This is a genomic window from Novosphingobium sp. 17-62-19 (assembly GCF_002256775.1).
GTDB lineage: Bacteria > Pseudomonadota > Alphaproteobacteria > Sphingomonadales > Sphingomonadaceae > Novosphingobium.
On the sequence record NZ_NCII01000042.1, the window covers coordinates 17,914 to 31,707 of the forward strand.

Sequence of the window (13,794 nt, forward strand, 5' to 3'; positions counted from 1 at the left end):
TCCAGTGCGCCGCAGCAGTATTCTTACCGCCCCAGCAGCGTCCGCGCTTGGCTCGCCACCTGGGCCAGCATCGCAGGCGCCACAGCAGGCGCCGCCTGTGCCCGCGCCACCAGGCTGCGGAACTGCTTCACCGCCGCCGCATTCGCGCCCAGCCAGTCGCCCACGAACGTGTCTGGCGAAACCCCGTTCGAACGGGCCAGAAAATCCAGCCGCATCTGTTCGAAATCGCGCGATAGCCCGGCCACCAGCAGGCGTTCCCACGGATCGGACGGGTTCATCCGCCGCGCGGCCTGTTGTGCCCAGTCCAGCCCGAGCGTTGCGCCCAGATCCGCAAAGGCCCCGGTCAGCGCTCCCGCATCGACGTTCAGCTCGCCCGCCAGATGGGCAAGTCCCACCGCGCCGTCCATGTCGTAAAGATGCACCAGCCGCGCTGCGATTTCGGCAGGCGCCCCGGCTACCGCCAATTCGTCGGCCATGACCCGTGCCTGTTCCTGCGCCTCTCCGCGCAGCAATTGCGCTGCCGTATGCGAAAGCAGGCCCACGCCGCCGAACAGATCCTCGATCAGATCGCCCGGCTGCACCGACCCGTGCCCGGCCCGCAGCACATCGGCAATGTGCCCGCGCAGGCCCTGCGCTGTCCGCTCGAACAGCGCCAGTCGCAGCGTTTCGGGCATTGCTGCTGTATCCAGCATGTCCCACGTCTTGCGCAGATCCAGCAGCCGCTCTGCCGCCACAAAGGCCGCAACGATCTGCGCCAGCGAAACGCCCTCTTCCTCGCACAGTTCGAACGGCATGACCGGGCCAAGCCGGTTGATCACGCGGTTGGCCAGTTTGGTCGCGATAATCTCACGCCGCAGGCGATGGTGCGTGATTTCGTCCTCAAAGGCTTCCTGCATCTGCGGCGGAAAGGCCGCGATCAGTTCCTCTTCCAGCACCGGATCATCGACTACGGTGCTTTCCTCAAGCTCGCGCTGCAACACCAGCTTGCTGCTGGAAAGCAGCACCGCCAGTTCGGGCCGGGTCAGGCCCTGCCCTGCCGCCGCACGCCGAGCCAGATCTTCCGTGCCCGCCAACCCTTCCGTCTTGCGGTCCAGGTCGCCGCCTTCTTCCAACACATCGATCAGGCGCGACCACGATGGCATTGCCGCCGCCCCGCCACGCTCTGCAATGGACAGCGCCAATGCCTGAAGCCGGTTATCTTCCAGCACCAGATGGGCAACGTCGTCGGTCATCGAAACCAGCAGGTCTACGCGCGCATCCTCGGTCAACTTGCCGGAACGCTTCGCCGCCGCCAGCGCGATCTTGATGTTCACTTCGTTGTCCGAACAATCGACGCCGGCCGAATTGTCGATAAAGTCGGTGTTGATGCGGCCACCGTGGAGCGAAAACTCGATCCGCGCCGCCTGCGTGGTGCCAAGATTGGCCCCCTCGCCGATCACTTTGGCGCGCACTTCGTCTGCCGAAACGCGCACCGAATCGTTCGAAGGATCGCCCACGTCCACGTTGTTCTGCGTGCTGGCTTTCACATAAGTGCCGATGCCGCCGAACCACATCAGGTCCACTTGCGCGCGCAGGATCGCCGTGATCAGCGAATCGGGGTCGATCTCCGGCACGTCCAAGCCCAGCATTGCCTGCACTTGCGCCGAAAGCGGAATCGCCTTCATCGAACGCGGGAACACCCCGCCGCCTACGGAAATCAGCCCTTTGTCGTAATCGTCCCAGCTCGAACGCGGCAGCGCGAACATCCGCGCGCGCTCTTCCCAACTCGTGGCCGGATCGGGATCGGGGTCGAGAAAGATGTGCCGGTGATCGAACGCTGCCACCACTTTCAGCGCCTTGGACAGCAGCATCCCGTTGCCGAACACGTCGCCCGACATATCGCCGCAGCCCGCCACGCGCACCGGCTCGCTCTGCACGTCCACGCCCATTTCAAGGAAGTGCCGCCGCACCGAAAGCCACGCGCCCTTGGCGGTAATGCCCATCGCCTTGTGGTCGTAACCTTTCGATCCGCCGCTGGCGAAAGCATCGTCGAGCCAGAAGTCGCGCGATTCGGCGATGGCATTGGCCACGTCGGAGAACGTTGCGGTGCCCTTGTCGGCGGCAACCACGAAGTACGGGTCTTCACCATCGCGCACCACCACGGCATCGGGATGCACTACCGCGCCTTCGACGATATTGTCGGTTACCGAAAGCAGCGTGCGGATGAACACCTGATAGCTGGCTTTGCCCTCGGCCAGCCAGCCTTCGCGGTCGCGCACAGGATCGGGCAAGTGCTTGGGATAGAAGCCGCCCTTGGCCCCGGTCGGCACGATCACCGCATTTTTCACGCGCTGCGCCTTCATCAGGCCGAGCACTTCGGTGCGGAAATCGTCGCGCCGGTCAGACCAGCGCAGGCCGCCGCGTGCAACGGGTCCGGCGCGCAGATGAATGCCTTCAACGCGCGGAGAATAAACAAAAATCTCGCGCCAAGGCAGAGGCTTGGGCAGGCCTGGAACCATTGAGGAATCGATCTTGAACGCCAATGCCTCAGCCGCCGCCGGGGCAAAGGCATTGGTGCGCAGGATCGCGCCCACCAGCGCGCGGAACTGGCGCAGCAGGCGATCGTCATTGATCGCGGCCACGCCTGCAAGGCCCGCCTTGATGCGCTCTTCGGCTTCGGCAAAGGCAGCATCGCGGTCACCGGTGAAGGCCGGATCATGGCGTGCCACGAAAGCATCGACCAGGCCGCGCGTCACGGCAGGCGCGTTTTTCAGCGCTTCCACCACGGTCGGAATGCCAAACGTCATGCCCGCCTGCCGCAGATAGCGATAGAATGCGCGCAGCCAGTTGGCCTCGATGGCGGTGAGGCCTGTGGCAACGATCAGGCGGTTGAACGCATCGTCCTCTGCCGCTCCGTTCAGCACCGCCGCCAACGAACCTTCGATGGATTCGGCACGCGCCAGCAGATCGTCCACCGACGTATCCGCCGGGTGGGAAACGAGGAAATCGTGGATATAGCCCAGACGCCCGCCATCAAGCGGCGTCGGCATTTCCTCCAGCACGCGGAAGCCGAAGTTTTCCAGCACCGGCACAGCATCGGACAGCACGATCGCGCCCTCGCGTTGGTACAGTTTCAGCCGCAATGCCAGTTTGCTGGCGTTGCGGTGCAGGCGCGCGGCGCGGCGGGGGGCCTTGCTGCCTGCCAGCGTGCGCAACACGCGGATGTCGCAAGCCGCCTCGGCAGGGCCGGACGAATTGCGGTAGGAAATGGGGAAGGCATCGGCATAGCGCGCGGCAATTGCGGCTGCACGAGACAGGTCTTCGGTAGCGGCGAGTTCGCTCTCCACCGCGCCTGCCCAGCCGCGCACCATGGACTGCAATTGCAGGTCCAGCGCATCTTCATCAACAGGCGCGTCCTGTTCGCGCACATCCAGCACAAAGCGCAGCATGGCCAGCGTGCTGCCGTCCACTTGCAGCGCCCAATCAAGCACTTGAGCGCCCGCTGCGCTTTCCAGCATTGCCATGATCGAAAGCCGCACTTCGGTGGACAGTGCATCACGCGGCAGCCACACAAAGGCGAACATATGCCGGGCCAGCGGCGCCTCCACCAGCGCAAGGCGCGGACGTGGGCGGTCCACCAGGCTCATCGTCGCGGTGACAACACGCTCAAGATCGGCCTCGGCGAACGAGATCAGCAGATCGTGCGGCAGCGCGGTCAGCGCATGGACCAACGCCTTGCCGGCGTGGCCGTTGGGCGAAAAGCCGAACTTGTCCATCAGCTCGGAAAGCTGGGTGCGCAGGCGCGGAATGCGGTCCGGCGCGGCGCCCAGTGCGGCACTGGTCCACACGCCCGCGTGGACGGAAAGCGCTACCACCTTGCCGCCTTCGATGCGAGGCACGATGAACAGGTCGAGCGGCACGCGGCGGTGGACATTGGCGATGCGGTTCGCCTTGACGATCAAGGGCGCACGGCCCTTCCCGCTTTCGAACCACGCAAAGGCACGGTCATACGACGCATCGGCCAGCAGGCTGCGCTCGCTCGCGCGGCAGATGCCCAGCGGCTTTTCGAGCGCGCCGTCGCGGTGGCGCGTCACGCTGCCCAGTTGCGTCAGCATCCCGTCCGCCAGCCAGCGCAACAGCGCTGCGCCTTCGGGATCGGCCAGACCATCGGCATCGGCGCGCATTGCCGCCTGCATCATCGGCCAATCGGCCACGGCAGCGCGAACATCGGCCAGCGTTTCATCCAGCGCGGCAATCAGCGCGCGGCGCTGGCGCGCGTCGGCGCGTTCGGTTTCGAGGTAAACGATGGATTCGCGGCGTTCTCCGCTGGCATCGCCTGCCGGAAGATCGGTCAGCTTCCCCTCGGCATCGCGGCGCACGGCGGTGACGGGGTGGACCAGACGGTCGATGGTCAATCCTTGCGCGGTGATTGCAGAAGTGATTGAATCGACAAGGAAAGGCATGTCATCGTTGATGGCCGCAATGCGCAAGTGCCGCTCGGCACTGCCGGTTCCGCTGACGCTTTCAATGGCGATGGCAGGATCGCTGCCCTTGCGGATGGCAGCCGCACCAGCGGCGAAGCGGGCGGCTTCGGCCAGCCGCGCATTGTCGAAATCGCGGGCTTCATCGGGCAGCAGCGCTGCGGCGAAGCGTTCGGCGAGGGCGAAGGCGAGTGTATCGGTGGGTTCGGATACGGTTGCGGATGTTGACGCCATGGCGATTTTCCGGCTCTCCAGCACGAGAGAAATATTACCCTCGATTGTAATTATGCAATACAATCTTGTATCATTATTCCATATGCTAACCCAGACTGCGCGAGGTCACAAGTCCGGTTCACTGGCGCAGACGGCTTAACCTGCGGTTGTAACCTTTGGGGCGGTAAAAGGTGCCGATACCAAGGCTTTGCGGCAGTTCAGATGCAGCCAGGTGCATTTTGGTGTCGTTTAGGTGCATTTAGGTGCACTTCACGAATCCACCGTTTCGCGCGCTGCCTCAGCCGTCAGCCGCAGCGATTTCAGCCGCGCCGCCTGATCGAAAATCGATGCTGCAACAATAACTTCGTCGGCCCCTGTGCGTGCCTTGAAGGCATTCAGCCCCGCCCGCACCGTCTCCACCGTGCCGCAAGTGCTGACCTGTCGCACGTGCTCCAGCATGGCGAGCGCCTGAGGCGGGAGCGAGTCGCGATACCCAGGCACCGGCGGCTTCAGCTTGCCCGGCGTTCCGGTGCGCAGCGCAACAAAAGCCTGATCCATCGACGAGGCGAGCAGTTGCGCTTCCTCATCGGTATCGGCGGCCACCACGTTGATCGCAGCGGCGCAATAGGGGGCGTCGAGGAAGGCGGAGGGCTGGAATCGCTCGCGATAGATTTTCAGTGCGGAATCAAGGTGATCGGGCGCAAAGTGCGAGGCGAAGGCATAGGGCAGGCCGAGCATCGCGGCCAGCTGCGCGCCGAACAGGCTCGACCCCAGAATCCACATCTGCACTTTGGCGCCCTTGGCCGGATAGGCCTGCAACGGCACCCGCGCATCGCCTGCGAACAGGGCCTGCAATTCCACCACGTCCTGCGGAAAGTCCTCTGCCGCGCGGTTCGTATCCTTGTGCAGCGCGCGCATGATGCGCTGATCAGCACCCGGCGCGCGGCCCAGCCCAAGGTCTACGCGGCCCGGAAACAGCGCGTCGAGCGTGCCGAATTGTTCAGCGATAACAAGAGGGTTGTGGTTGGGCAGCATGATCCCGCCCGCGCCAATGCGGATGCGCGAAGTGCCCTGCCCGATATGCGCCAGCGCTACAGAAGTCGCCGCTCCGGCAAGGCCTTCCATCCCGTGATGTTCGGCCACCCAGTAGCGTTCAAACCCGCATTCTTCGGCCACTTTGGCGGCGGCGGCAGAGTTGTCGAGCGCTTCGCGCGCTGTCCCACCCTCGACCACACTGACCAGATCGAGGATGGAGATTTTCATGGGTTTGGCTTTTCGGTTGTTGGAGACGTGTTGGATGTAGGCACCGGTCCCAACTGTTCAAGGTAGCTTTTTGCAACCTTTCCCGCTTCACCATCCCCATCAACCGCCACAACCGATTCCCACGATTTGCGCGCGGCCTCATCCCGGCCCGAAAGCACAGCGATGACGCCTGCTTCAAGCCCGATGCGGGGATCGCGCGGATCGTATTTGCTGGCGATTTCAATGTCACGCTGCGCGCGGGGGAGATCATCCATGCGCCGCGCCAGCGTGGCGGAAAGCAGCCAGCCCTCCGGCGCTTCGGGGGTAAGGCGATGCACTTCGTCAAGCGCTGAAGCTGCCTCGGCGTTGCGGGCCAGCGCCACCAGAGCGCGCGACCGGTCGATCTGGATTTCGGCCAGCGCGGCGTTGTCTGCGCTGCCCTGTACCGCCACCGCGCGGTCCAGCCAGCCCAGCGCATCTTCCGGCTTTCCGGCGGCGAGCGCGGCGTTGCCCGCCATGCCCATCAGCGGCACGGCGGCAACTTCCTGCTCCTTGGGCACGCCTGCCACAGCTTGCGCAAAGGCTTCCAGCGCTCCTGCGAAGTCGCCCGCGTTCGAGCGCAACATGCCAAGGCACTGGTTGGCGCGGACTTGCTGGCCGGTGTCGCGGCTTTCGCCCAGCCAGGTCTGCACTTCGACCATTGCGGCGTCGGGATTGGTCTTTGCCTTGGCAAGGCAATCGGCAAGGCGGTCCTGTTCAGGCAAATCGGGGCGCTCCAATCCGGCCGCGCGATCTGTCTCGCGCTGCTGTTCCACACTGCGGCGACGCGGGATCGGCAGATCCGAGGGGCGCATCGGCATGGTGGCGGGGCCGATCTGCATGAGCGATGCTTCCTGCACTTGTTCTACAGCGAACAAGGGGGGCGGCAGATCGATCATGGGCGTCTTATCCTTCAAGATCGGCAAGTTCGCGCAAGAGCAAGGCAATATCGGCCACACGCGAAAGCCGGTGATCGCCGTCCTTGATCAGGTGGACCTGCACATCGGCTGAACGCAAGGCGCGAGCGAGGCGCAGCGAAATTTCCCACGGCACATCGGCATCGGCCTGCCCGTGGAGCAGGCGTACCGGCCCATCGAAAGCAATTTCCCCGCCCAGCCGCCGGTGCCTTTCGCCGTCGGAAAAGAACCCGGCATGAGTGGGCGTAGGCTCTGGCCCATAAGGATTTTCTTCATAGATCGTGCGGCCCGAGGCGAGTTCGATCCGCTGCGACTGGGAAAAGCCCCATTCGGTGAAATCGGGCGCGGGCGCGATGCCGACCAGCGCCTTGGCCCGCGCTCCCAGCGCTTCGGCAATCAGCAGCATCAGCCAGCCGCCCATGCTGGAGCCGACAAGCTGGACGGATTCGATGCCCAGATGATCGATCAGCGCCATCACCTCGTCGCGCCATTGTGACAGGCGACCATTGGCAAAGTCCCCGTCGCTTTGCCCGCAGCCGGTATAGTCCAGCAAAAGGCAGGCACGGCCCCTTTGCTGCGCCCATTCCATCACCGCCTGCGCCTTGCTGCCCGCCATGTCGGACATGTAGCCGGGGAGGAAGACCACAGTTGGTGCTGTGCCGGGAAGGTGGCGATAGGCCATCTGCTGGCCGGAGGGCAGGGTGAAGCGGATAGGGTCGGTCATGCCCCAGTCATGGTGCGGTAGGTGCGCCGGGGCAAGGCTGCGGTCCGGCTAATTCAGCGAAAGCGAGAGTGTTGCACGTGGAACGGTGTGGCTTGCGGGCGATGCGGGTGTCTCCGCCTTGCGCGGTCTGCTTGACGACATCGATGCGGCGGTGATGGCGACAGCGATGGCCATCCACATGCCGAAATTGCGACGGTTATCCTTGCAGAACACGGTCATTCTCCACGCTGGAAAATATCTTCGATCGGCAGTCCGAACAGGTCGGAAATGCGGAAGGCGAGGGGGAGCGAGGGATCGTATTTGCCGGTTTCGATCGCGTTGACCGACTGGCGGCTGACATCCAGCCTCTCGGCCAGATCGGCCTGGCTCCAGTTGCGCTCTGCGCGCAGCACCTTGAGGCGGTTGTTCATTCGGCGTTCCTTCCGCGCCGTTCCAGCAGAGCGTTGATTGCACCGCCGATCCCAAGGCCGACGAACCAGAAGAACGTGGCGCCAAAGCCGCCGTCTTCGGACGAGATAAGATCGAAGTTCTGCAACCATTCACGCACGCTGGTAATGACCAGTGTAAAGCCGGTGGCAAACAGCGTTTGGCGCACCATTAGCATCCGCAGATATTCGTCGGTCTGTTCCACCAGCAGGCGCATCACTGCCCAGACGACGCCGATGATCGGAAATGCGGGCAGCAGCGCAAGGCCATAGGCAAGCACGCCGTGCGCATAGCCATGCTTGAACATCAGCTTCGAGAAAATGAGCAGGCCGACATAGGCCGACATCAGCACGGCCAGCCTGATCGTGTAGCGGCGCACCGCGGGATTGTTCTTTTTGCAGGTCATTGGTCAAGCCTCCTTGATCTCATGACAAGGGTACTTGACTAGATTTGCCCCAGTGTCAAGTGTCATTGTCATTGTGACAATGTTGCTTGACCACTTTGGTGGATGACTCGGCGTCAATCGTCCGCTAAACACGGCCCATCATGGCACGCCACTTCACCCGCACTACAACCGCTACCCCCGCGAGCCGGGGGCGGTTGCTGCTGGCCTAGAGCCTGCCGCGATGCCGCCGCCCGGTTCGGGTGGGTTTGCGCATCGCCTCCCGAACCGACTTCAAATCCGATGCGCGCCCTTTCGGTGGCTGCGTTCCTGTGGCAAGGCACCGGCCAGATTGCGTTTCGCCAGATCGCTTAGAGAGTCCTGCATGTCCGAATTGCTGAAGATCACCCTGCCCGATGGTTCCGTGCGTGAGGTTGCGCCGGGAAGCACTCCGGCTGACATTGCCGCCGCGATTGGTCCCGGCCTTGCCAAGGCGGCGCTGGCGGCGCGGGTGGATGGCGAACTCGTCGATCTTTCGCGGCCTTTCACGGCTGACGCAGCGCTGGCGCTGGTGACGGCGAAGGACGAGGCCGAGGCGCTCGAGCTGGCGCGGCATGACTTTGCGCATATTCTGGCTGAAGCAGTGCAGGCACTGTTTCCGGGCACGCAGATCACCTTCGGGCCGAGCACGGACGACGGGTTCTACTATGACTTTGCGCCTGCCGAGCGGCCCTTTACCGAAGAGGATTTGCCCGCGATCGAGGCGCAGATGCGCAAGATCATCGGCGCGAACAAGCCGTTGCGCCGCGAGGTCTGGAGCCGCGAGCAATTGATTTCGCGCTGGAAGCAGCAGGGAGAGAGCTTCAAGGCGGAGTGGGCGGCGGAACTGCCGGGGGATGAGCCGCTGACGGTTTACTGGTCGGGCGACGACTGGCTCGACATGTGCCGGGGGCCGCACTTGCCTTCCACCGGCAAGCTGGATCCCAATGCCTTCAAGCTGACGCGCGTTTCGGGTGCGTACTGGCGCGGCGATCAGAACAACGCGATGCTATCGCGCATCTATGGCACCGGCTGGCTCAACAAGAAGCAGCTCGACGCGCATATGACGCGGCTGGAAGAAGCGGCCAAGCGAGATCATCGCAAGCTGGGTAACGAGATGGACCTGTTCCATCTGCAGGCCGAAGCGCATGGCAGCGTGTTCTGGCATCCCAAGGGCTATCTGATCTGGCGCGAGCTGGAAGCCTATATGCGCCGCGCGATCGATGGCGCGGGCTATCGCGAGGTGAAGACTCCGCAAGTGATGGACGCGCGCCAGTGGGAGCAGTCCGGGCACTGGGGCAAGTATCGCGAGAACATGTTCGTGATCCCCGATGAAGTGCCGAACGTGGATGATGAAGGCCCGGTCATCAGCGGCGAGGCCGACTGGATGGCGCTCAAGCCGATGAACTGCCCTGCGCACGTGCTGATCTTTCGGCAGGGGCTGAAAAGCTACCGCGATCTGCCGATGCGGCTGTACGAAAACGGCTGCTGCCACCGCAACGAACCGCACGGCGCGCTGCACGGGCTGATGCGCGTGCGCCAGTTCACGCAGGACGATGCGCACATCTTCTGCCGCGAAGACCAGATCGTCGACGAAGTGCAGGCGTTCTGCGAACTGGCCGACCGCGTCTACAAGCATTTCGGCTTTACCTACTCGATCAAGCTGGCGCTGCGCCCTGAAAAGCGGTTCGGCACCGAAGAGATGTGGGACATGGCCGAGAGCGAGTTGCGCGCGGCCGTGGTGCGCGCGGGGCTGGCGACTGAGGAATATGGCTGGGAAGAACTGCCGGGTGAAGGCGCGTTCTATGCGCCCAAGCTGGAATGGCACCTGACCGATGCGATTGGCCGTACCTGGCAGGTGGGCACGATCCAGTCCGACCGCGTGCTGCCCGAACGGCTGGACGCGAACTATGTGGGCGAGGATGGCGAGAAGCATCGCCCGGTGATGCTGCACCGCGCGATCTTTGGCAGCTACGAGCGCTTCATCGGCATTCTGATCGAGCATTTTGCCGGGCGTCTGCCGGTGTGGCTCGCCCCGGTGCAGGCGGTGGTGGCAACCATCGTTTCGGACGCGGATGACTATGCCGTTGAGGCGCTGGCCAAGCTGAAGGCGGCGGGCATCCGCGCCGAAAGCGATCTTCGCAACGAGAAGATCAACTACAAGGTGCGCGAGCATTCGGTGGCCAAGGTTCCCTACCTGCTGGTGGTGGGCAAGCGCGAGGCCGAGGAAGGCACCGTGGCGATCCGCATTCTGGGCGAACAGCACCAGAAGGTGATGCCGCTGGATGAGGCGATTGCCTTACTGAAGGGTGAGGCTTTGGCGCCGGATTTGAAGTGACCGCTTGAAGCACGGAACTGACCTTTCGCATCCTCCCCGGCACGGGGAGGGGGACCATGCGCAGCATGGTGGAGGGGGCTATCCGGTAAGCGTTGTGTTTGGGGGAGAGTCCCCTCCACCACCCTTCGGGCGGTCCCCCTCCCCGTGCCGGGGAGGATGATGCTCGGCCTGCCGCTTCTCTCCCTCGGCCTTTGCGCATTGGCGGCATTCGTTGCCGCATTCGTGCGCGGGCTGGCGGGGTTTGGCATGGCGATCCTGCTGGTGCCTTTGATCGGACTGGTGATTTCGCCGGGTGAGGCGGTGGTCGTCTCCAACATGCTGGGCCTGCTTATCGGGCTGGTTGGCGCGCGCAAGGTGTGGAACGCGGGCGAGACGAGCGCAGGCGTGATCGGCGGGACGGCGATGCTGCTGACGCCGGTGGGGCTGCTGGTGCTGTTCGCCACGCCGCCGGGGCTGGCGCGGGTGCTGATTGCGGGAGTGGCGATTGCGGCATTCCTGCTGGTGCTGCTGCCCGCCAGGCCGGGACACGCGCCGGGTACGGTGGAGACCGGGCTGACCGGCGCGGCGGCGGGGCTGCTGACGGGCTTTGCCGGGATGCCGGGGCCGCCGGTAGTGCCCTATTACTTGCGTCGTCCGATTCCGCGTGAAGTGGCGCGGGCTTCGATGCTCACGGTTTTTCTGCTGACGTCGATTGCCAGCACGGTTGCGGCGCTGGCGTTGGGGCTGGCTTCGTGGCGCGATGCGCTGTTTGCGCTGCTGCTGTTCGGGCCGGTGCTGGCGGGCAATCATCTGGGCAGCATGGCGTTCGGCAAAGTGAGCGATGCGGCGTGGCGCGGGTTTGTGGGGTTCCTGCTGGCGATGTCGGCGTTGATGGCCGTCGTGCGGCTGATAACGCCAAATTAAGCGGTTTCCCTTAAGTCAGGCTGCGATTGGACGCTTGAGGGACCGTAACCGCATGACCTTGCACTTCCGCGCTCTGGCTGCACAAGCCGCCGAAGACAGCGCGATCTCCGCACAGGAAATTCTGGCGCTGCGCCGGGCCGCTTGGCCCGATGGCAAGATCGATCCCGAAGAGGCCGAAGCCATCTTCATCCTCAACGACCAGATCGCCGAGCCGACGCGCGAGTGGTCGGACTTCTTTATCGAGGCGCTCGTCGAGTTCGTGGTGAATACCGCTGCGCCCAAGGGCCATATCTCGGTCGAGAATGCACGCTGGCTGATTGAGCGGGTCTCGCACGATGGCAAGGTGGGCAGCCTGACCGAACTGGAACTGCTGGTGCGCGTGCTGGAAAAGGCGGAGTCCGCGCCTGATGGGTTGCGGGTGTTCGTGCTGCAGCAGATCGAGCGCGAAGTGCTGACCGGCGAAGGGCCGACGCGTTGTGGCGGCGAGTTGCAGGCGGGCGTAATTTCAGCCGCCGAATGCACGCTGATCCGCCGCACGATCTTTGCTTCAGGCGGGGACCGTCCTGCGGGTGTGAGCCGGCGCGAGGCGGAGATGCTGTTCCGGCTGAAGGACGCGACGCTGGGTGCAGACAACGCTCCTGCCTGGGAGCGGCTGTTCGTGCAGGGGGTGGGCAACTACCTGCAGGGCTGGAACGGCGCGAAAGGCCTGACGCGTGAGCGGGCGGCCGAGCTGGAAGCGTTCATGAATGATCGCGGTAGCCATATCGGCAAGTTCTTTGGCCGCATGGCCCGGACCGATGTCAGCAGCTTTGCTCAGGCACTGCGTGATGTGGGCTTTGGGCGCAAGCAGCCGGAACGTGACGTCTTTGCCGAGGCTGCGCAGGATCACGCGGTGACCGATACCGAGAGCACCTGGTTGCAGGCGCGGATCGATGCCAACAATGAGGTCGACGCGCTCGATCAGGCTTTGCTGCGGTTTTTGGCCGAGGCTTAAACCGTAAAGCTTTCGCCGCAACCGCAGGCACCCTTGGCGTTAGGGTTCTGGAACACGAAACCGGCGGTGAAATCATCTTCCTGCCAGTCCATCGTGCTGCCGATCAGGTAGAGCACCGAGGCGCTGTCGATGAAGAACAGGCCGCCGGGGGTCTCGATCTTTTCGTCGAGCGGATCGGCCTGCATCACGTAGTCCACCGAATAGGCGAGGCCCGAGCAGCCCCGGCGCGGGGTGGAGAGCTTTACGCCGATCGCGCCTTCGGGGGCGGTGTCCATCAGATGCGCCACGCGCGCCTCTGCGCTGGCCGTGAGGATCACAGCGGCGGGGCGGGGGCGGCGGGCTTTGGTCTGGGTCTCGGTGTTCATGGCTTCACCTATATGGGGAGCGTTCAGAGCATTCCCAGCTCAAGCTTGGCTTCATCGCTCATCTTGGCAGGATCCCATGGCGGGTCCCAGACAAGATTGACTTCGGCATCGCGCACGCCGGGTACCGCCGAAACGCGTAGCTCCACTTCACCGGGCATCGATTCGGCGACCGGGCAATGCGGCGTCGTCAGCGTCATGTTGACGGTGACATCCGCATCGGGCGACACTTCGACGCCGTAGATCAGGCCGAGGTCATAGATGTTGACCGGGATTTCGGGGTCGAAAATCTCTTTCAGCGCATTGACCACGCCTTCGTAGATATCGCCGCCCGGCTCTGCGGGAGAGACGGCTTCGGGCTTGGCCGCGAGGAAGCCTTCAAGATAGTCGCGTTTGCGTTCGAGTTTGTCGGCAGCCGATTCTTCCGGCGCATCTTCCACGAAGGCGCGCTTGGGCGCGGCAACCGCTTCCACTTCCTCAACCACGAATTTGGGTTCGTTCTCGCTCATCCGAAGATCCTCTTGGTCCTCTCGATGCCGCGCACGAGCGCGGCAATATCGCTTTCATCGCTGTAGATGCCGAAGCTGGCGCGGGCGGTGGCGGGCACGCCAAGGTGCGCCATCAGCGGCTGCGCGCAGTGGTGCCCGGCGCGGATGGCCACGCCTTCCTCGTCCAGAATGGTGCCCAGATCGTGCGGGTGGACGCCTTCCAGCGCGAAGCTGAGGATGCCGGCGCTGTCTTCCGGTCCGAACAGG

Annotated in this window: 13 protein-coding genes; 3 read left to right on the forward strand and 10 right to left on the reverse strand. The window is 64.0% G+C overall.

All coding sequences use genetic code 11. The features are described 5' to 3' along the window. Positions 1 to 23: 23 nt before the first annotated feature. From B7X90_RS09450 to B7X90_RS09480, 7 genes are all read right to left on the reverse strand, one after another. Entirely contained in the window at positions 24 to 4,694 is a 4,671-nt protein-coding gene (locus B7X90_RS09450; protein ID WP_292623890.1) for an NAD-glutamate dehydrogenase domain-containing protein, read from the reverse strand. Between the two features lie 249 nt (positions 4,695 to 4,943). Next, positions 4,944 to 5,936 carry an LLM class flavin-dependent oxidoreductase gene (locus B7X90_RS09455; RefSeq protein ID WP_292623892.1) on the reverse strand — a complete coding sequence of 331 codons (993 nt, stop codon included), beginning with the start codon at positions 5,934 to 5,936 and terminating at the stop codon, positions 4,944 to 4,946. Continuing rightward, on the reverse strand, positions 5,933 to 6,853 hold the full coding sequence (locus B7X90_RS09460; RefSeq protein WP_292623894.1) for a tetratricopeptide repeat protein: 921 nt from the start codon (positions 6,851 to 6,853) through the stop codon (positions 5,933 to 5,935). The genes B7X90_RS09455 and B7X90_RS09460 overlap by 4 nt, the downstream gene beginning before the upstream one ends. A 7-nt stretch (positions 6,854 to 6,860) precedes the next feature. Further along, a complete protein-coding gene (locus tag B7X90_RS09465) occupies positions 6,861 to 7,595 on the reverse strand; it encodes an alpha/beta hydrolase (protein ID WP_292623895.1) in 735 nt (244 codons plus the stop codon). Between the two features lie 48 nt (positions 7,596 to 7,643). Next, positions 7,644 to 7,808: a hypothetical protein gene (locus B7X90_RS09470; protein WP_292623897.1), complete on the reverse strand. Its 165-nt coding sequence runs from the start codon at positions 7,806 to 7,808 to the stop codon at positions 7,644 to 7,646. Positions 7,809 to 7,810: 2 nt separating this feature from the next. Further along, on the reverse strand, positions 7,811 to 8,005 hold the full coding sequence (locus B7X90_RS09475) for a helix-turn-helix transcriptional regulator (protein WP_292623899.1): 195 nt from the start codon (positions 8,003 to 8,005) through the stop codon (positions 7,811 to 7,813). Then, positions 8,002 to 8,427 carry a hypothetical protein gene (locus B7X90_RS09480; protein ID WP_292623901.1) on the reverse strand — a complete coding sequence of 142 codons (426 nt, stop codon included), beginning with the start codon at positions 8,425 to 8,427 and terminating at the stop codon, positions 8,002 to 8,004. The genes B7X90_RS09475 and B7X90_RS09480 overlap by 4 nt, the downstream gene beginning before the upstream one ends. 361 nt (positions 8,428 to 8,788) lie before the next feature. Here B7X90_RS09480 and thrS point away from each other — a divergent pair, with 361 nt between their 5' ends. The 3 genes from thrS (at position 8,789) to B7X90_RS09495 (ending at position 12,677) form a co-directional block, all read left to right on the forward strand. Next, positions 8,789 to 10,780: a threonine--tRNA ligase gene (thrS, locus tag B7X90_RS09485; RefSeq protein ID WP_292623903.1), complete on the forward strand. Its 1,992-nt coding sequence runs from the start codon at positions 8,789 to 8,791 to the stop codon at positions 10,778 to 10,780. A gap of 159 nt (positions 10,781 to 10,939) precedes the next feature. Next, positions 10,940 to 11,683: a sulfite exporter TauE/SafE family protein gene (locus B7X90_RS09490; RefSeq protein ID WP_292623906.1), complete on the forward strand. Its 744-nt coding sequence runs from the start codon at positions 10,940 to 10,942 to the stop codon at positions 11,681 to 11,683. A 52-nt stretch (positions 11,684 to 11,735) separates the two neighbouring features. Further along, complete coding sequence (locus tag B7X90_RS09495) at positions 11,736 to 12,677, forward strand: hypothetical protein (RefSeq protein WP_292623909.1); 942 nt, start codon at positions 11,736 to 11,738, stop codon at positions 12,675 to 12,677. Here the strand turns inward: B7X90_RS09495 and B7X90_RS09500 are convergent. From B7X90_RS09500 to B7X90_RS09510, 3 genes are all read right to left on the reverse strand, one after another. Continuing rightward, positions 12,674 to 13,042, reverse strand: coding sequence for an iron-sulfur cluster assembly accessory protein (locus B7X90_RS09500; protein ID WP_292623911.1), 369 nt, complete (start codon positions 13,040 to 13,042; stop codon positions 12,674 to 12,676). The two genes, B7X90_RS09495 and B7X90_RS09500, sit on opposite strands and share 4 nt — an antisense overlap. A 23-nt stretch (positions 13,043 to 13,065) precedes the next feature. Beyond that, positions 13,066 to 13,548, reverse strand: a complete 483-nt coding sequence (locus tag B7X90_RS09505) for an SUF system Fe-S cluster assembly protein (protein WP_292623912.1) — start codon at positions 13,546 to 13,548, stop codon at positions 13,066 to 13,068. Beyond that, positions 13,545 to 13,794, reverse strand: a 250-nt coding sequence (locus B7X90_RS09510) for an aminotransferase class V-fold PLP-dependent enzyme (protein ID WP_292623915.1), incomplete at its 5' end; no start/stop codon positions are given. The genes B7X90_RS09505 and B7X90_RS09510, both read right to left, overlap by 4 nt.